The following is an 18,969-nucleotide window of genomic DNA, read 5'->3' on the forward strand; positions in this document are numbered from 1 at the left end:
GCCAGCGGCATCGCAGGGTAGCTACGTTCGGAAAGGATAACCGCTGAAAGCATCTAAGCGGGAAGCCTGCTTCAAGATAAGATCTCCCTGAAGACTCCGAGAAGATGACTCGGTTGATAGGCCGCATGTGTACGTGCAGCAATGTACTTAGCAAAGCGGTACTAATAAGTCGTTCGACTTATTTTCCTTCAAACTATCCTGTTTCTTATTTTACTTATATATCACCAATATTTCCTGGTGACCAAGGAGGAGGGGGTACACCCGATCCCATTCCGAACTCGGAAGTTAAGCCCTCCATCGTCGATGATACTGCGGTTCTAACCGTGGGAAAGTAGATCGTCGCCAGGATTCATTTCCACTGCCACACACGGCAACACAAAGCCCGAACTTGATGAAAGTTCGGGCTTTCGTGCGTTCAAAGACCGGAAATTGCCTCCGGCATTTATTTAAATTCGGCTTTATTCAGAAGCAAAACTGCTGTAGCAGGATCAGTGTGTTTTCCTTGCTGTTGACATGTTGTTTGTCTTAAAATGTCCACTCGACTATTTATAATTATTTAAACGAAACATGCTTAATTGGTAATGATCATCTTGAGATCGACGTTTGGGGGGACCGATCCCATAGGCGTTTTGAAGAACGCTGGCATCTGATCCTGCTACAGAGTATCAGGGAGGTTTGCGCCTTCCTTGTTCTTTTGAACTTTTAAAGAAACTATGAATTTCAAGTTACCTGTGAGGCTGGGTTTGAAGTTTTAACCATCTGATTGCATTTGAGGAATACGATATGATCTATGATTCTTTGAAGAACCTTTCTCTGTATGGTTCAGGCGAGCTTTGGCAGAGCATTTGCGAAATGGTGCTGGGGCTGAATATTGATACACCGGAAGGAGAATATTCTATTCAAAGCGATATCGCCTTCTGTCGTGTTATGCAATTTGAGACCAAATTGGAAAAAGATTGCCGTATCGAAGGACATCGCCGATTTATCGACATCCAGCTTACCATTGCCGGAGCTGAACAGATTGATATCTTTCAACTCGATAGCGTCGCGGAAGAAACACCATACGACGAGACGAATGATGTCATGTTTTATACAAGTCAAAATGCTCCGATGATTTCAACAATCAATCATGCCGGCTTTTTTACTTTCTTATGGCCGCATGATCTGCACAGACCACAGCGTGCTGTTGAATCATATAAAGATGTCAAAAAAGCCGTTGTTAAACTCGATGTCAACGCTTTTCTTCATAGCCGAGGCGGTAAATAAATTTTACTAGGTGTTTAGTCCCATGATGTGCTGGTGTAAAATATGACCTGAAATGCGCTGATGACGGAATGTTTATTAAGGGAATCGCTGACATCCCTGCCAACAACCAATCTCGACAATAAATCAATAAATGCCGTCGCATCGTGCCACTTCTTTCCAACTTTGAGGTGTGAAATATCATTCTCTCAGACTGTGTTCGGGTATCGACATTAAATTGTCGCTTCAGAATATTGGCAGTTACGAGGGGATTGTGTTTTGAGTCCGTTATCACAACATATTTTCATGCTGTTCTGCTGCATTCCAAGCTCATTTGGCGCGCATGCCGGGCGACACAAGGGGAGCTGATTTTAAACAATTCTTTTTCTAACCGTAAATAAGCTGTCATCATAGAGCTTACAGTTGCTCCGTCTGCTTCAAATAGTCCCAGGTTACTTGCGGAACAAGTTGACAAAGGTTTTTCCAGTCTTTGTCTCTATAAAAGCGACGAACCAAAGACGCACTAATAATTTTATCATGGCGTGCTATGCGTGGAATTTCAATAACCTGAATTTCATATTCCGGGCAAATAATTTTGAGTTGTTCATTGTGTTGTTTCGTAATCTGACAATATGGTTCTTCCCCGACAAACCTGAGGTTAATTCCAAGCAAGGGGGCGATGTGAATACAGAAAGGAAGGATGTCACGTGTTGCGTCAATACGTACATGTTGGCAGGCTTCTTTATTAAAATACTCTGGAAACGATTCTGAAGAAACCATGAATTCTCCGGATGGAAGAATTGAAACATTGTTGATATGGGCAACACCTGCTTTGACAAGCTTAAACCGGATGTCAAAAGAGAAGAATGAGCGATTCTCTTCGACGACGAACACATACAGATGGTCTACCATCCCAGCCGCTGTTTCAATGAGATGTACATGACCCCACGTGAGGGGATTCGCATTGATTACAGTTGCTCCAATACGGCACGGAGAGATTGTAGGTTTAATTGCCTTCCCGCGTAAGAAATCAAGATATATCTGAAGGTTTGGATGAGAGAGCCCTGAGAGGTCTGGTTTCCTCTTCTGGAGGGGAGAGACTGCCGTCGTTGTCTTCGATTTTCTGTCGTTGATTTGATGAATAATGTGATTGAACAAAGTATCGGCTATAACTGCATTTCCTTTGTATGAGAAATGTCCCCGATCAACAAAAATTTCACCGTGATTATGTGGGCGTTCAAAAATATTACGAGCGTCAAAAACTGGAATGTTGTAGCGGCTGTATGCTTTCATGTCGGTTGATCTTGTATCAATCAACTTATATCCATGCGTTCTGTTTTTTTGTGGAAGAGAAATTGTATTATCAAAAAGTATTACAAAATCTCCAGGAGAAATTCCTGCTTGCCATATTCGAATGAGATTACAGTTCAATCTACTCCCTCGTACTCCATGATTTTGTACTCGCCAGATCGGAGATTGAGTATTGTTATTATGGTGCTCATTAAATCTGTGTTGAAGAAAGCTCGAAATGGTGTGGTTATCCTCACAAACCAAGCCATAAACTTCTGAGGCTCCAAACATATGGAGAGTTCGATCAAATTGAGAGGATTGCCCTGTTGTTAGTCGGTGTCCCGCTATGACATTAACCCAGCGGCTAGAATAGTCCTCCTGAAATGGAAGACCATTAGCATCTCGGCCAAGATTTGCATCCGAAAAAATATCTTGAATATACTCATTATTAAACGTGTTGAGTTCTCCGAAGATCGTCTGGTGGATCTTTGAACAGGTGCGCAAGTATTCAAGGCGGTTTCCAACGTAGTTTGGGCCAAGGTTTGGATTGCCAAAACGTATAGAACGTAAAAATTGTTCATGGGGAGACGGGGAGTTGACATGAGATAACATCGGGCAAAAGACAAATAAAAACTGGGCATCGCGTTGTTTACAGATTGCGTGAGCTGCTTGCACTACCGATATATAAAACGAAGGACTCCACTCGACATCTAATAAAAAATCTGCGCCACCTGCATAATCAACTATAGGGCCTTTGGTTTCGTCATCACATGGAGAGACATAATCCCTGCAAGCCGAACAGGATATATTGGGATGACCATAGCATCTTGTCTTCATAAGCTCCCTTCCTTTTGGGGAGGACCCAAATCGATAACATTTAGATAAAATTTGCTTGCTCGATTCAGGTCAGGATCATCAATAATGTCCAAGCTGCTGTCTAGAAAGAAACTTGGTCCTATTTATAACAACGTGGAGTGTCGGTTAAGCCATGTTTGAAATGACATGACTTTGTTCAAGTTGAGCCGTTGACATCCAGCCATTTGTTGAATGCCACCGTTTCAGGTTGGAGTAGGCTTCGATATATCGATATAGAGTCAATCTAAGCTTCATACGTGCTGGAAAATTTTTGGTAGTGGACAATTTGCGTTCTCAACGTATGAAAAAATTATTTCGTATCATACCGTCCAGCAAATATGCCTCATTCACGTCTCCTGTTTACTAGCCAACATAGTGGCTTAACTCCGTGTCCACAACCCCGTAGTAAGATTTTCCTGATGTTGACGAAAAGCGGACAGTAAAATGCACTGCACAACAAGGTGGGCAAAATTTGCCCACTTTCTTGTCTGACAGACCTAAAGAAACCATGGGGCTGGACGATATGACTAATACTCGGGTGCAATTATTGCCGTGAATTCACGATATTTCGCGAAATAACTTGGTAACCCGACAGACTTAAGGATCGATAGGGTTATAAAGACCGCAATGAACACTGTTAAGTTCGCAATAAATGCGCGTTTCCCATATTGGCATGATCCTAGCTTTAAAAAGGGAAAGAACGTGGAGGTGGGAAGAAAATGCCGAATCCTATGAATTCTATTGTTAGCCATGATGAAGTTAATTCTCTTCTGAAGGGAGATTTTAGCCGTAAAGCCGAAATCGCTCCCATCCCGCGGCAACCAATGAACGCGACACCTTCTCGTTCTTCCAAGAGTGTGGTGACTCCCCTTGAACTTCGGTTTCTCATGAGCGGTCCCGGAAATCTTTTCGAGACCAACGCTTAATTATATCGTAGCCACACACGACACTATTTTTATCATCTAAGCGCGGAAGATACATTTTCTTCCGCGCTATTTTTTGTCTCTGATCACGCCATTCTAGTCTTTCTCATCGGTTTCCCCGTATCACTCGTATCTTGTCATCTTCGTTTACCATGCCATGGTGGTAATACTTCACCATTGAGCTAACACATTATGATTATAGTTAGTTATGTGGCGTAAATTTTCTGGATCGTACATATGGGAAGTTTGTTTTGGTTTTTGAAAATACGAGACAATAGACATTGATCACGAAATTATGAAGCCATGACTCATTTCCAAGGAGACCTTTTTTATGGGCAGATTCGAAAATCATGGTTTGCTGTGGACAGCAGAGGTCATTTCGGGTAAAGCCTGTATGAGTATATTCGGATAACGTGATTTAGTTTGTTTCGCCTTGAGTGAGCAAGCAATAGTAGGACTCTGTAAGCAGATATAGATTATGCAAATTTATCATTCTCCCCTTGATCTCCAGGTGACGGCATGGAAATGGCGCAGCCAGGGAGTCAATGTCGGGCTCGTCCCGACGATGGGCTATCTTCATCAGGGACATGTGAGTCTGATGAAGCACGCTCGAGATCGAGCAAACAAAGTTATTGTTAGTTTGTTTGTGAATCCGACACAATTCGGACCGAATGAGGATTTGTCTCGGTATCCCCGTGATTTTGAGCACGATGTTGCCGTCGCGGAGCAAGCAGGAGTCGATGTGCTTTTCGCGCCGACACCGCTCGATATGTATGATGATGGAAGCCCTGTGTGGGTTGATGTTCCTGATATGGCTCTCCGATTATGTGGAAAAACCCGGCCTACACATTTTCGCGGAGTGACAACTGTAGTCACGAAGTTGCTTATGCTGGCGATGCCGCAATTTGCGGTATTTGGAGAAAAGGATTGGCAACAGCTCCAGATTCTTCGCCGGATGGTGAGCGCACTCAATATTCCGGTTGAATTGATTGGATGCCCTATTGTTCGTGAAGCCGATGGACTTGCATTAAGTTCTCGCAACGTCAATTTGGCAGCGGAGGAACGCCGTCAAGCGGTCAATATCTATGCAGGATTGACCATGGCTGCGACTCGTGTCGCAGACGGTGTTACCGATGTTTCTCAACTCGTAGCTGACGTGCAAGCATATTATGAACGTAGCATGTCGCTTGGACGTATTGATTATTTGGAAGTTTTTCATCCATTTACCCTGCAGCCGTTGGCTTCCATAACGGGGCCTGCGCGAATCGCTGCAGCGGTTTTTTTCGAAAAGGCCAGACTTATCGATAATATGGCGCTCAATAATGACCTTCTGTCCGACCCGGCATGACGGTGGAGTGTCAATAAACACGTAAAGCATGTGTGAAGTCGTCTTTTGACTTCGCGCCTACTAACACTGTGGAGGAATACTCTATGATCAGCAAGAAAGGCCGTTATCTGTTCACTTCCGAATCCGTGACTGAAGGACATCCTGACAAAGTTGCGGACCAGATCTCTGACGCCGTTCTCGACACCATTCTCGAGCAGGATTCTGATGCCCGCGTGGCCTGCGAAACCTTGATTACGACTGGGGTTGCGTTTATCGCCGGTGAAATCACCACGAAAGCGTACGCAGACTTCCCGTCAATCGTTCGGGATACCGTCAAGGAAGTGGGGTATAACAGTTCGGCCATGGGGTTTGACTGGGAAACCTGCGCTGTCATTTCGTCTATTGACAAACAGTCCGTTGACATTGCTCAAGGCGTTGACCGTAAGGCTCCTGAAGAACAGGGTGCCGGTGACCAGGGGATGATGTTTGGTTTTGCCAGCAATGAAACTGACACCTTGATGCCTGCTCCCATCTACTATGCTCACAAACTGAGCCGCCGTCTTTCCTATGTGCGCAAAAACAATGTGCTGGATTTCTTGCGCCCTGACGGCAAAACACAGGTTGCTGTCGAGTACATCGACGGTAAACCGGTACGCTTCGATAACATCGTTGTGTCTTCGCAGCACGATGAAAATATTGCTTATGCCGATCTTGTCGATGCTATCAAGAAGGAAGTTATCCTGAGTGCATTGCCTGAAGACATGTTGTCGAAAGACACGAAGATTTATATCAACCCGACCGGTCGATTTGTCATCGGCGGCCCGCTGGGTGACTGCGGCCTGACCGGTCGTAAAATTATTCAAGATACGTATGGTGGAATGGGGAACCATGGTGGTGGTGCTTTCTCGGGGAAAGACCCCTCCAAAGTGGACCGTTCCGGAGCCTACATGGCGCGCTATGTCGCGAAGAACGTAGTCGCTACGGGAATTTGTGAAAAGTGCGAAGTCCAGATCGCATACGCGATCGGCGTCGCTGACCCGGTTTCCGTCCTTGTTACATCGCAGGGAACGAGCGAAATGAGCGATGAAGAATTGACCAAGGCTGTGCGTGAAGTTTTTGATATGCGTCCTTACTTCATCAGCAAACGCCTTGATCTGCGCCGTCCCATCTATAAGGCGTCGTCGTGTTACGGGCATTTTGGCCGCGAACGTCCTGAATTCACTTGGGAAAAAGTCGACGCTGTTGAAGATCTGAAGACTGCTTTGAAAATCTAAGTTCAATACGGGAGGGGAATCCTCTCTTTTGTGGTCTTTATAATAAAAACGCCGAGCACTTCGGGAATATCCTGAAATGCTCGGCCGTTTTATTATTGACTTGTGGTGAAGGGGGCCGTTTTATTCTTGGTGTAAAACGTGTTCGTTCCAGCCTTCTTCAAGTGGTTCGACGTAGCCGGCTGGAATCTCAGGGACTCCTTTAGCGGCCAACGCCTCGGGTGTCATAGTCGCTGCCCCGAGATCAACATCGCTGAATTTTTCCTGCCAATCTTGAGGAAGTTTTGCGATGTCGATAGCGGGGTAGTCTCCCCAATGTTTGGGGTCGAATTTGTCGAGCTGAGCTTCGGGGGAGAGCAGAAAGTTCGCAACAACCATAGCGCCAGCTTTGTTCGGAGCTGTATCGGGTATGGCCGTAAAATGGGTGTTGAAAATCGATCCGTCATCCATAACACATGTCCGTACGGTTTTAGGATAGTCTCCGTCCAAGATTTTGCTTTGGGCATGTGCCGGATGATAACTCATACCAAAGTCGATTTCTCCTCGACCAAAAAGGGTATCCAGGGCCGCCGAGTCTTTTGGATAGCTCCGGCCTTCCTGCCATAACGCTGGCTTGATGAGATTGAGATACGTCCAGAGCAGCGGAGCCTTTTTTTCATATAAGGATTTGTCATACCCGCGCATGTACTGCTCGAACCCTCCGGATACCGCATAAAAAACCTGGCGAATAAACGCTGATCCTGTAAAGTCCGGTGGTTGTGGATACGTAAAGCGTCCTGGATTTTGAATGATCCATTGCGCCAAGGCTGCGTATGTTTTGGGTGGATTGGGAATTTGGGCAGAATCATATTCGAATACAAACTGGGCACGTCCATAGGGGGCTTCAAATCCTCGGACAGGATATCCAAAATCAAAGCGGACGCTATTGGGATCCACATAGCGGAAGTTGGGTAATCGCTCGGCAAATGGACCGTAGAGCAGGCCGGCTTCCATGGCGTTCTTAAAGTTTTCGCCATTAACCCACAGCAAATCAATAACGCCGTTTTTTTTCCCTGCTGTTTTCTCAGTCAACAGTTTCGATACAAATACGGCTGCATCCATGGGAATGCGTTTCAATGTTATATTGTAACGACTCTTTAGTTCCTTTGCGACATATCCATCGATCCATTTGTTGACATCGGCAAAACCGCCGAACATGTAAAAAGCGACTGTTGTCCCTTTCGCCGCTTCTTCGATTTGGGCAAAAGAGGAATCTTTAAAAGGGTCTTTCTGCTGGTCCTGTGCATAGCTAAGGCTCGTGCAACACAGAAGCCACATGGTCAAACATAAAGCGATAAATCGATACATGTTTTCCTCTCTTTGATGGCGTTGCCGGCGTTTAACGGTGGTTCAGGCAGTGATTGTGCGAACAAGTTCGATACGCACGTGGTCGCCGACGTCGGCCTCCTGACTGAGTCCGTAGATTGTCAATGTAACAGTTTCAAGTTGGACTTTATACTGGATATAATGCCCGACGAAAAGCACTTCCAACACAGTTGCCGGTCCGTTGGGATCCGGATGTAGGCGCAACCCTTCGGGTCTGGCATAGACCATGCCATTGTTGTCTTCCAGAGGAATGGGCGTGTCCAGGAAGGAGAGAAGTTGGGGAGGGATGGCATTGACCGGCCCGAGGAAGGATGCAGCCTTGAGATTTCGTGGGTTGTGATAGATGTCGGCGACACTGCCGAATTGTTGCAAGCATCCATCGAGTAGAATACCGATTTTATCAGACATAATAAATGCTTCAGCAAGGTCATGAGTAACACTTACCGTCGCTATGCCAAACGCCTTTTGGGTTTGACGAATGAATTGCGCGGTTTCGGCTTTGAGGTTTCGATCAAGATTGGCAAAAGGTTCGTCAAGAAGTAAGGCGGATGGTTCGACGGCCATGGCACGAGCGAGCGCAACCCGTTGTTTCTGGCCGGCTGACAACGTGGCTGGATAGGTATCGCCCATATCGGAAAGGTGAAACGCGTCGAGCATGGAGGCGACGCGGGACTGAATTTCGGCTTTGGGGAGGTGTCTGGCGGTCAAACCGAAACCTATGTTTTGGCGAACCGTAAGGCTCGGAAAAAGAACGTAATCTTGAAAAACAAGAATGACTGGATGTGCTTTTGACGGTGGACGGGTGAAGGTTACCTTTCCACTGGTGGGTGTATCCAGCCCGGCGATAATATTGAGGAGTGTTGTCTTTCCGACACCGGATGGCCCAATGATCGAAATGATTTCATTTGGTTCAGCGAGAAAGCTGACGTTGTTGAAAACGGTCTTCCCGTGAAATTGCTTGCTGAGATTGTCTACGCGAAAAACCATTCCATATTATCCAGGTAGGACGTAATTTTTCGAAACGTCTCTTCGTTTTTCAGAGAACGCTCGACCTGAGTGTATTCATACCATGCCATAAAACACCACGATAGAGCGCGAAGTAAAATCGTGCGCTCAAGAAGGGCTGTTCCTTCACGGAGTACATCGAGCTCCGGAACATTCTGTGCTTCGTGTTCGAGGAGGCCGGATCGATAGGCACAGAGAAATGTCTCTTTTTCTTTTGCTGAAAGTTTATGGTCGGTTTTCCATAATGTCGTTGTTGGAACACAAAAGTGTCCGAGATCCTGATAGCGACTTGAAATCACCGCTTTTTCCCAATCAACAAGGCAGGCTCGTTCCGGCGAGATGAGAAAGTTACCGGAATTCACTTCCGTGTTCACAATCACATCCGTATCAGCCTTGAATATATGGGAAGTTTCATCGGCCAATTTTATAATTGTATCATGATAGTCCAGTAGTTTGGAGCGTTCCGCGTCGCGAGGATGATCAGGAAAACGTTGGATAAGTCCCAGGCTTTCACGAGCGATATCGGCGATGGGGTGGTGTTGATGAATGAGGTGAGGGGCTGCCTGCACTGTGGGCAAAGCATGAATGCGAGCAAAGATGTCGGCGGCTCGTGTAAGGTCGCGCTCATATTGAAGAGCACGGCCTGGAATATATTCCATTGCCAGGCATCCCTTGTCGAGCCCGAACTGTTTCTCGGGGGCGACATCGTACCAGTAGGGCTGGGGGGTGACACCCGAAGGAGCAACTGCTTCAAGAACGTGGAATTCGTATTCGATTTGGTTGCTCAGGCCGAGTTGGCTGCCATGATTGATTCGAAAAACAATATCGCGCCCATCAAGATGAACAAGATAATTGGCGTTATATTCACCGGCCGCGAGAAAGACGGGGTCGTCAATGCGAGATGCGCGATGAGTACATTGAAGGTAGCGGAGAATGGCTGTGGTGATGTTCATAACATGCTTGGTATAAAATATGAGCGTAACCCTGGGGTTTATTGGTGCATTCCCGAAGAAGAATGCAAAAAAGGGCCAACCGCTCAGGCGGGCAGCCCTGAACATCGTATGGTGGAGGAGTAAAGGAAGCAAAGAGCCCGGTCAAGCTGGACCGTGAATGCAAGCATAAACTCTTATTCTGTGGGTTTGTCAATTTCCTTGCCGTGGATGTGGTCCATAGCAAATCCTCCTTGGTAGATAACACCGGTCCGTGAATCGACGATAAATTCTTGCTGCTCTTCAAAAACAGCGATGTATCGACCGTTTTCGGATGACTTGGCGTAAAGCATGAGAAAACCGGCAAGGATAGCCAAAATGCCGATTTTGAAAATGATATCAATGCCATCTTTCATAAAAAACTCCATGTTTTTTGTCTGTATCAACAAAGTAAAACCTTTGTATTTTGATGTATTAGCGTTTTTTTAAGAGAAATCAAGCGTGTTCATGCTGTACATAATTTGTACAAATTACAAAAAAATATGTTTACAAAAAAATAATTGTCGTACAAGATGCGTACAGCTTTTGACATAAACGAGGAGGGGATATGTCGATATTCAAGCAAGATAAAGAAATCAAGCGAATGATTTTTAACGTTGAATCGGACATTGCTGAACGGCTCGAGTTGGCGAAAGAACGAGCGAAAGCTATCGATAAAAAACTCGATGTCGATACAGCGGTAAACAAAGCCTTGGAAAAATTTTTAAAAAAAGCGGAAAAAAAATTATCTGAGATTCTTGGTGAACCGCGAGGAAAACGGAAAGAAAGTGAAGCGCAGGACGAGGCTGACGATGCTATCGCCGTTCGTTCTGGATCAGATGTCGTGGCGAAACCGAAAGCCGAAGTTGCAACCAAGGCTGCGGCTGATGTGGCCATCAAGCCTGGGGCGCACGTTACGCCAATTAAGTCAGATGGAAGCACTGCATCCGGCGAGAAAAAAACAGGTGAGAATTCAGCGAAAGCTAACGCATAATGCAATAATATTGCCGTCTGTCATCACACACAATCCATAAGAAACAATGGAGAAGGAAAAGAACATGAGCAAAAAAGGTATCGAACTGAAAGGAAACATGGAATATCAGGCCATCGTCTATTTTCTTGAAGACATTTTGGCCAGCTTCAAAGAGCGCACGATTTGCATTCAGAAAAATGACGACCATGTCACGCTGAAGCCCACGGATTCCATTGATTTTGAAGTTGAAGCGACCACGAAAAAGAATAAGCAAAAACTGACCATCGAACTGTCTTGGACGGAAGAATCTGTTCAAGATACGACCGAGACTTTCACGATTTCTTGCAAAGAGCCTGAACCTGCTCCTGAAGCCGTCGAAACAGAAGTTGTCGTCACCAAGCCCGCTGAAGCCATGGCGAAAGAAGCTGTTGAAAAGACCGCTCAGCAACCTGCCAAGGTCGATGACAAAACTTCTGCGAAAAACCAGGATAATAAGGCCGATGAGAAAAAGCCGGGTACTACTCCCACCAAAAAATAGTTTGTATTTGTCCTCCCTGATCAGCGCGGGCGCGCTTTAGAAAAGAATGGGCCGCGGGATTCCCGCGGCCCATTCTTTTGCTCAAGAGAGAATAACGCTGAAGTTTTTGTATTACTCTGTAATGTACTTCTTATTCATCAGAGACACAGCGGAGCATAGCATTTTGAAACAACAAAACGCCGCCGTGAGCCCGAATTGAGGCTCACGGCGGCGTTATCTATAGAATGGAATAGAATTAGAATCGAACGGGCAGGGCGCTCGTCAGGCTATCGGCCAATTTGGCATGAAGTTTATCGACTTCTTTGTCTTTGAGCGTCTTGTCAGGATGGCGATACGTCAATCGGAAGCTCAGATTGCGTTCTTCGGTATTATCCTCGGGTTGGTAGACTGCAATCAACGTCGTATCATCTAAATTTGGAATGCGAGCGCTGTTGATGGTTTCAAACACTTTGGCCACGCTTAAAGTCACGGAAGCGATGAGCGTAATATCACGTTTAACTGGCGGATATTTGGGCAAAGCAACGAATTTTACGACGTGGTCTCGCCAGACAGAAGCGAGCAGATCGGCATCAAGCTCTGCAACCCAGACATTCTTACGGGCAAGGAAGCTGTCTGCAATATCGGGCATAACACGGCCCATGACACCAAGTTCACCCGCAGCGGTTGATACAACAACGCATGGCTCCAACCAGGGGTGATCCGTTTTCAGGGTAAACGTTGGGTCTACGTGTCCGAAAGTTGTAAGGAGGTTTTCGACAACACCCTTGAGGTCGGCATAATCGCATTCTTCATCGGGCCAGGGCCATGCATTGGGATTTCGTCTACCAGAGAGAACAAGGCCAATACGGGTTGGTTCGAAGGCCCCGGTTTCGTTTTGAGGAGCTGCATGAAAAACTCTTGCCACTTCAAAAAGACGGAGATTGGTATTTCCCTGCGACATATTCTGTCGCACGCTCATCATGAGTCCAGGAATCAGCGTAGGCCGCATGACATTTTGATCTTCAGACAACGGATTGGCAACGGGAATACGGATATCGTCCGGGATTGCAAAGAGATCAAGATCGGTTTGTCCGACGAAACTGTAGTTGATGGCTTCGTTGAATCCTTTGCCCACAGCCCATGTCTTCAGGCGGTTGGCGAAGCTGTAGTCATTCTCCGTGGCGGACTGATCGTCAATGTCTTTTGTAATAGCAGGGAGAATTGCCGGAATACGATCGAGACCGTAGACACGACCTGCTTCTTCGATGAGGTCGACTTCCCGTTCAAGGTCGGGGCGAAACGGCGGAGGCGTGACTGTCCACGAATCACTTTTGCACTCCACGGTCATGCCAAGAGCAACGAACGTCTTGCGGCAGAATTCTTCATCCAAATCTATGCCAAGTAGACTGGCTGCGCGGGCCGGTCGAAATGTGATAGGCGTTTCTGTCCATGGTGACGGTTCATTGGTCACAATTCCAGGACGAACCTGTCCTCCAGCAACTTGATGCATCAGGCCTGCGGCACGATTCAAGGCAAAACGCGATCCGGGTTGATCCACGCCGCGCTCGAAACGGTACGATGCTTCACTGGACAAGCCGAGTCGGCGAGCCGTGTGCCGGATGCTTGGTGGATGAAAAACCGCAGATTCCAGCAAAACGCGAGTAGAGCTGGCCTGCATTTCCGAGTTGGCACCACCCATGACACCGGCGAGACCGACAGCGCGCTCAGCATCGAAAATAATCATATCTTTGGCGGTCAGTGTGCGTTCCTGATCATCCAAAGTGACGAATTTTTGTCCTTCTTCTGCCCGACGAACGCCGATGATATTGCCCTTCAGCAGATCGAAGTCATAGGCATGCAGCGGTTGCCCAAGTTCCATGAGCACGTAGTTGGTGACGTCGACGATATTGTTGATGGGACGTTGTCCCACTGCAAGAAGTCTCCAACGCAACCAGTCGGGACTCGGCCCAACGGTGACGTCTTCAAGTGCACGTACCTGGAAAACCGGGCAAGTATCAGGATCGGGAATTTCAATGGATATAATATCAGAGGTGTCGGGACCGTCTTCAGGGACATGGACTGCAGGTAGGGTCATTGGTAAATTGAATGCAAGCGCGATTTCACGTGCAAGGCCAATGACACTTAAACAGTCGGGACGGTTTGGCGTGACACCCACGTCAAGGACTTCGGTATCCAGGCGAAGAGCATCAACCAGTTTTTCTCCGGGGTTGAGATCTTCCGGCAACACCATGATGCCGGAAGATTCTTCGGCCAGACCGAGTTCTTTTTCCGAGCAGATCATGCCGAGCGAGACGACACCACGAATTTTACTTTTCTTGATTTTAAAGTCACCAGGCAAAACCGTTCCAACCGTGGCGACGGGGACGTTTTGGCCAGCAGCAACGTTGGGCGCGCCGCAAACGATGGTTAATGGTTCGTCTGCAACCACATCCACTGTGCACACCGACAGTTTGTCTGCATCGGGGTGCGATTCGCGGGTCGTGACATGCCCAACAATCACGTCGTCGATATCTTGAAATGGCCGGATGATCTCTTCCATTTCCAGACCGAGCATAGTGAGGCGGTCGGCCAATTCCTGGATCGATCCCGTATATGGGACAAATTCACGCAACCAGTTCAAACTTAAAAGCATTATTGCCTCCAGCACGTAAGAAAAAAGAAGAAGAATGCCTCCGGCGATTCTGCACTCACATCTTTATAAAAAGTTCAAGAAACGTGAGTACAGAGCATCTTCAAAAACGATTTACGTTAATTGTTTTGTATTCTGCGTATCCATGCAGTTTGCAACATACGTAACACAAATGTGTTTCCGAATGCCTATTCACGGTGGCCCCAGGATTCACACCCCCGTTAAAAAGGTTTGAAAAGAGGAGGTGATGGGAGGGGAGAGGGGGCTCTGGGGAAGGGGCAAGGAAGAGGGGAAACCTCTTTCCTCAAAAGGGGAGTCTCCTCTCTTTCCCGACCCTCTTCCTCAGACCGTTGGAGGCAAACGCTTCATCACGCAAATTGACGTAAAAAGCGGGTGTCGTTTTCGAAAAGCATACGGAGATCGCCGATACCATATTTCAGCATGGCGATGCGTTCGAGACCCATGCCAAAAGCAAATCCTGTCCATACCTCCGGATCGTATTCGGCAGAGGTAAAGACATTGGGATCGATCATTCCGCACCCAAGGATTTCGAGCCAGCCGGTTCCCTTACAGACTCGGCACGTTGAGCCAGCGGTAACGCCTTTTCCTGCACACATGGTGCAGGAAATATCGACCTCGGCACTTGGCTCGGTGAATGGGAAAAAGCTCGGTCGGAAACGGACCATGGTATCGGTGCCGAATACGCGATGGACAAACGCCGTCAGCACTCCACGTAAATCGGCCATGCTCACATTTTTATCGACAAGAAAGCCCTCGATTTGGTGAAACATGGGGGTATGCGTCAAATCCGAATCACGACGATAGACTTTGCCAGGAGCAATCGCAGCAACAGGCGGTGTCTTAGACAACATCGTCCGGACCTGAAGTGGAGACGTGTGCGTTCGAAGGAGCGTATCAGTCCCAATATAGAGGGTATCTTGCATGTCCCGGGCTGGGTGCTCAGGGGGAAAATTGAGTGCTTCGAAGTTGTAATAATCGGTCTCGATTTCGGGACCGATGACAATATCAAAGCCGAGACCGGCGAATGCCGTGCAGATATCGTTCATGACGAGCGTAATGGGGTGCAGGCTGCCCGAATGAGGCGCACGCCCGGGCATGGCCGGATCAAAAGAAGAAAGAAATGCGTTTGATTGTGAACGCTTGAGTTCTTCTATGCGCTTGGCATGAAGGGTCGTCAGCGTATTTTTTGCGGTATTGGCGGCTTTGCCGGCTTCTGGCCGCATCTCAGGAGACAGTTCGGGCAAACGAGCTAATACGGCGGCAAGCGCGCCTTTACGGCCAAGGTACGCCACTCGAACGTCTTCGAGGTCCTCAAACGATGAAACCTGGTCGAGGCGCTCGCGGCATTCCTCGACCAGGTTGTGAAGGTCGTGAAACAGATCCGACACGTCGGTATCCCTTGGTTGTGCGGGTGAACGGGGTTATTGCATTTTCGCTTTGGCCACTTCCGCGAGTTTGGCGAAACCTTCTTTCTCCCGAACAGCCATGTCAGCCAGCATTTTGCGATTGATCTCAACGCCAGCCAGCGACAGGCCACGCATGAACGCACTGTAGCTCAGGCCATGCAAGCGAGCAGCTGCATTGATGCGGATGATCCACAGCTTACGGAATTCGCGCTTTTTGGTCTTCCGGTCACGATACGCGTAGACCAGGGCGCGTTCGACGGTCTCACGTGCGGTTTCATACAATTTAGAACGGCCACCGCGGTAGCCTTTGGCCATCTTCAAATATTTTTTATGCCGTTTATGGGCGGCTTGTCCACGTTTTACACGCATGGTTGCTTCCTCCTCGGTTCACGAAAAAAACGCTCCGCAGGCTATAACGGCGCCAGCGGAGCTGATATCTGGCGATGAAAAACGACTAGCAGCAGTACGGCATCAGTCGACGCACAGCCTTTTCATTGGTCGAATCGACCAATGTAGCCTTGCCAAGCTGACGCTTCCGCTTAGAGGCCTTCTTCGTAAGAATGTGGCGCAGATTTTTTTTACGACGTTTGAATTTGCCGCTGCCGGTCACAGTAAAGCGCTTGGCCGCGCTGCGGTTCGTTTTAATTTTAGGCATGGTGCGTCCTCCTTGGAATATGGGCGCGACCGAATCCGGTCGGTTATTTCTTTTTCGCTGTCGGGGCCAACATCATGTTCATGGTGCGGCCTTCAGAGCGGGGAGGTTGATCAACCTTGGCGATTTCTTTGAGATCTTCAATCACCCGGTTCAGGATCGTTAATCCCCTGTCTTTATGAACAATTTCACGGCCACGGAAAAACACGGTTACTTTACAGCGATCACCGGCTTCAATAAATCGCCGGATATGCTTGAGCTTTGTTTGATAATCGTGCTCGTCGGTTTTTGGGCGGACCTTAATTTCCTTGAGTTGGATAGTGGTCTGCTTTTTCCGGGCTTCCTGTTGCCGTTTCTGTTGCTGGTACTTGAACTTCCCATAATCCATGATTCGGCAAACGGGTGGTTCGGCCCCGGAAGCAACCTCGACAAGATCAAGGCCTTTTTCCTGAGCAATACGCAGCGCTTCCTGCGTTTGCAAAATACCGAGTTGTTCCCCGTCGTCAGCAATCACCCGCACCTGGCGAGCGCGAATTCGATTATTTCGACGGACTTCGCTAGAAGAAACTATAGCTCATGCCTCCGCGTTTGAATGGTTCCAGGCAATCGTTGCGAATCATGTCGACCACCTCATCAATGGTCTTGGTTCCGAGATTCTCGCCGGTGCGCAACCTGACATTGACAACATTGTCGGCCACTTCCTTGTCCCCTATAACCAGCATATAGGGAATTTTTTCCACCTGCGCCTCACGGACTTTGTAGCCGAGTTTTTCATTACGGGTGTCGGCTTCAACCCGTAGACCGACGCCTTGCAACGTTTTATGACAGGCTTCGGCGAAATCATTTTGGGCGTCGGTGACGGTCAAAATACGCACTTGGGTGGGAGCAAGCCACGTTGGAAAAGCTCCTCCAGTGTGCTCAATAAGGATTCCAAGGAATCGCTCGACCGATCCGAGAATGACGCGGTGTAGCATAACAGGCCGATGTCGCTCACCATCTTGGCCGATATAATGCAAATCGAACCGTTCAGGCAGTGTGAAATCGCATTGCACAGTCGCGCATTGCCATTTCCGGTCTAAAGCATCACGTAGCTTGATGTCAATTTTCGGACCATAAAAAGCGCCATCGCCTGCGTTGATTTCGTACGGCAAACCAACGGACTCAAGTGCATCCGTCAAGGCTGTGGTGGCGCGTTCCCAATCATCGTCAGAGCCGATAGATTTTTCCGGCCGTGTGGACAGTTCAAGCTCGAAATCAAAACCGAATAGTCCGGCGACGTCTTTGACGAATTGTATGACACCGGTGATTTCTTCGAGGAGCTGATCTGGCCGACAAATGATGTGGGCGTCATCCTGCGTGAACGCACGAACTCGCGATAACCCGTGGAGTACGCCGGACTTTTCATGGCGATGCACCATGCCAAGCTCGAAATAGCGCTGGGGTAAATCGCGGTAACTGCGAATATTCGAACGATAAATGAGCATGTGCGACAAGCAGTTCATGGGTTTGATGCCATAGGCCTGCTCATCAATTTCCGTGAAGTACATGTTTTCACGGTAATTTTCATAGTGACCCGAGCGCTCCCAGAGTTCCCGTTTGAGAATAAGTGGGCCTTGCACGATCTGGTAGCCGCGCTTCAAATGTTCTTTGCGCTCGAAATCTTCGAGAATGGTGCGAACGAGCATACCTTTAGGATGCCAGATCACCATACCCGGACCGGCTTCTTCGGAGAAGCTGAACAAGTCAAGTTGCGTGCCGAGCCGGCGGTGGTCACGCTTTTTCGCTTCTTCGATGCGATGCAAATACGTTTTGAGATCTTTGGGATTGGCAAACGCCGTTCCATAGATACGTTGCAGCATAGGGTTCTTTTCATCCCCACGCCAATACGCACCGGCTACGGACAGCAGCTTGACGGCTTTCAGCATTCCCGTGCGCGGAATATGCGGACCACGACAAAGGTCCGTGAAGTTCCCTTGGGAATACAAGCTGTAATTGTCTTGTCCGAGGTCGTTGATGATCTCCAATTTATACTCTTCACCCATGTCTTTAAACAAGGACAACGCTTCATCCTTGGAGACGAGACGACAAGTGAAGGAATGGTCGCGGCCGACGATACGTTCCATTTCGGCTTCGATCGCTTCGAGGTCCTCCGGTGTGAAGGGCCGCTTATAGGCGAAATCGTAATAAAAACCGTTCTCGATAGCTGGTCCGATAGTGACCTGGGCTTCGGGAAAAAGGGTCTTCACGGCTTCGGCCATAATATGAGCGGCCGAATGCCGAATAACGTCCAGGCCCTCGGGGGTATCGGCGAATACGGGAACAAGCTCGTCACATCCCGCCGGAATAAGCCGGTCGAGATCGAAAATTGTTTCGCCACATTTGGCGGCAACCGTATTCTTGAATTGCTTTTTGGACAAACCTTCAGCCAAAACGCTGGCGCATGTTGCGCCTTCGCTGAGGTCTATGGCTTTGTCCGCAACCCGAATCTGCACGTGATAGCTCCT

At 48.0% G+C, this 18,969-nt stretch carries 17 protein-coding genes and 2 rRNA genes; 8 read left to right on the forward strand and 11 right to left on the reverse strand.

What is annotated here, in order from left to right:
* The 3 genes from G451_RS0108665 to G451_RS0108675 form a co-directional block, all read left to right on the forward strand.
* Positions 1–186: ribosomal RNA gene (locus tag G451_RS0108665) — 23S ribosomal RNA — on the forward strand; the annotation flags it as partial.
* A gap of 47 nt (positions 187–233) precedes the next feature.
* Positions 234–348: ribosomal RNA gene (rrf, locus tag G451_RS0108670) — 5S ribosomal RNA — on the forward strand.
* A gap of 435 nt (positions 349–783) precedes the next feature.
* On the forward strand, positions 784–1,266 hold the full coding sequence (locus G451_RS0108675) for a NanQ anomerase/TabA/YiaL family protein (protein ID WP_027183948.1): 483 nt from the start codon (positions 784–786) through the stop codon (positions 1,264–1,266).
* Between the two features lie 393 nt (positions 1,267–1,659).
* On the opposite strand, the gene G451_RS32530 is transcribed toward G451_RS0108675, so the two are convergent.
* Positions 1,660–3,369, reverse strand: a complete 1,710-nt coding sequence (locus G451_RS32530) for an adenylyltransferase/cytidyltransferase family protein (RefSeq protein ID WP_051261308.1) — start codon at positions 3,367–3,369, stop codon at positions 1,660–1,662.
* 737 nt (positions 3,370–4,106) lie between these two features.
* Here G451_RS32530 and G451_RS0108685 point away from each other — a divergent pair.
* From G451_RS0108685 to metK, 3 genes are all read left to right on the forward strand, one after another.
* A complete protein-coding gene (locus tag G451_RS0108685; RefSeq protein ID WP_027183949.1) occupies positions 4,107–4,313 on the forward strand; it encodes a hypothetical protein in 207 nt (68 codons plus the stop codon).
* A gap of 475 nt (positions 4,314–4,788) precedes the next feature.
* Positions 4,789–5,658 carry a pantoate--beta-alanine ligase gene (panC, locus tag G451_RS0108695; RefSeq protein WP_027183950.1) on the forward strand — a complete coding sequence of 290 codons (870 nt, stop codon included), beginning with the start codon at positions 4,789–4,791 and terminating at the stop codon, positions 5,656–5,658.
* Positions 5,659–5,741: 83 nt separating this feature from the next.
* A complete protein-coding gene (metK, locus tag G451_RS0108700) occupies positions 5,742–6,911 on the forward strand; it encodes a methionine adenosyltransferase (RefSeq protein WP_027183951.1) in 1,170 nt (389 codons plus the stop codon).
* A gap of 120 nt (positions 6,912–7,031) precedes the next feature.
* On the opposite strand, the gene G451_RS28435 is transcribed toward metK, so the two are convergent.
* The 4 genes from G451_RS28435 to G451_RS0108720 all read right to left on the reverse strand — a co-directional run bounded on the left by G451_RS28435 (position 7,032) and on the right by G451_RS0108720 (position 10,623).
* Positions 7,032–8,255 carry an ABC transporter substrate-binding protein gene (locus G451_RS28435; protein ID WP_034641462.1) on the reverse strand — a complete coding sequence of 408 codons (1,224 nt, stop codon included), beginning with the start codon at positions 8,253–8,255 and terminating at the stop codon, positions 7,032–7,034.
* A gap of 42 nt (positions 8,256–8,297) precedes the next feature.
* On the reverse strand, positions 8,298–9,260 hold the full coding sequence (locus G451_RS0108710; RefSeq protein ID WP_027183952.1) for an ABC transporter ATP-binding protein: 963 nt from the start codon (positions 9,258–9,260) through the stop codon (positions 8,298–8,300).
* Positions 9,245–10,231 carry an aminoglycoside phosphotransferase family protein gene (locus tag G451_RS0108715; protein WP_027183953.1) on the reverse strand — a complete coding sequence of 329 codons (987 nt, stop codon included), beginning with the start codon at positions 10,229–10,231 and terminating at the stop codon, positions 9,245–9,247. The genes G451_RS0108710 and G451_RS0108715 overlap by 16 nt, the downstream gene beginning before the upstream one ends.
* A 173-nt stretch (positions 10,232–10,404) precedes the next feature.
* Positions 10,405–10,623, reverse strand: a complete 219-nt coding sequence (locus tag G451_RS0108720) for a hypothetical protein (protein WP_051261309.1) — start codon at positions 10,621–10,623, stop codon at positions 10,405–10,407.
* A gap of 191 nt (positions 10,624–10,814) precedes the next feature.
* Between G451_RS0108720 and G451_RS0108725 the strand changes: the two genes are divergently transcribed.
* Positions 10,815–11,240 (forward strand): hypothetical protein, encoded by a 426-nt coding sequence (locus G451_RS0108725; RefSeq protein ID WP_027183955.1) that lies wholly within the window; start codon positions 10,815–10,817, stop codon positions 11,238–11,240.
* A 64-nt stretch (positions 11,241–11,304) separates the two neighbouring features.
* Positions 11,305–11,757: an amphi-Trp domain-containing protein gene (locus G451_RS0108730; protein WP_027183956.1), complete on the forward strand. Its 453-nt coding sequence runs from the start codon at positions 11,305–11,307 to the stop codon at positions 11,755–11,757.
* Between the two features lie 235 nt (positions 11,758–11,992).
* Here the strand turns inward: G451_RS0108730 and pheT are convergent, their stop codons facing one another.
* The 6 genes from pheT to thrS form a co-directional block, all read right to left on the reverse strand.
* Positions 11,993–14,389, reverse strand: a complete 2,397-nt coding sequence (gene pheT / locus G451_RS0108735) for a phenylalanine--tRNA ligase subunit beta (RefSeq protein ID WP_027183957.1) — start codon at positions 14,387–14,389, stop codon at positions 11,993–11,995.
* Positions 14,390–14,754: 365 nt separating this feature from the next.
* The gene (locus G451_RS0108740) at positions 14,755–15,795 is read right to left on the reverse strand and encodes a phenylalanine--tRNA ligase subunit alpha (protein ID WP_027183958.1); all 1,041 of its coding nucleotides are present in this window, start codon (positions 15,793–15,795) and stop codon (positions 14,755–14,757) included.
* A gap of 33 nt (positions 15,796–15,828) precedes the next feature.
* Positions 15,829–16,182, reverse strand: coding sequence for a 50S ribosomal protein L20 (gene rplT / locus G451_RS0108745; protein WP_027183959.1), 354 nt, complete (start codon positions 16,180–16,182; stop codon positions 15,829–15,831).
* An 85-nt stretch (positions 16,183–16,267) separates the two neighbouring features.
* Positions 16,268–16,468, reverse strand: coding sequence for a 50S ribosomal protein L35 (gene rpmI / locus G451_RS0108750; protein ID WP_027183960.1), 201 nt, complete (start codon positions 16,466–16,468; stop codon positions 16,268–16,270).
* Between the two features lie 43 nt (positions 16,469–16,511).
* Positions 16,512–17,036: a translation initiation factor IF-3 gene (gene infC / locus G451_RS0108755; RefSeq protein WP_027183961.1), complete on the reverse strand. Its 525-nt coding sequence runs from the start codon at positions 17,034–17,036 to the stop codon at positions 16,512–16,514.
* On the reverse strand, positions 17,023–18,957 hold the full coding sequence (gene thrS / locus G451_RS0108760; protein WP_027183962.1) for a threonine--tRNA ligase: 1,935 nt from the start codon (positions 18,955–18,957) through the stop codon (positions 17,023–17,025). The genes infC and thrS overlap by 14 nt, the downstream gene beginning before the upstream one ends.
* Positions 18,958–18,969 lie beyond the last annotated feature (12 nt).

Source organism: Desulfovibrio inopinatus DSM 10711 (assembly GCF_000429305.1).
Classification (GTDB): Bacteria; Desulfobacterota; Desulfovibrionia; order Desulfovibrionales; family Desulfovibrionaceae; genus Alteridesulfovibrio; species Alteridesulfovibrio inopinatus.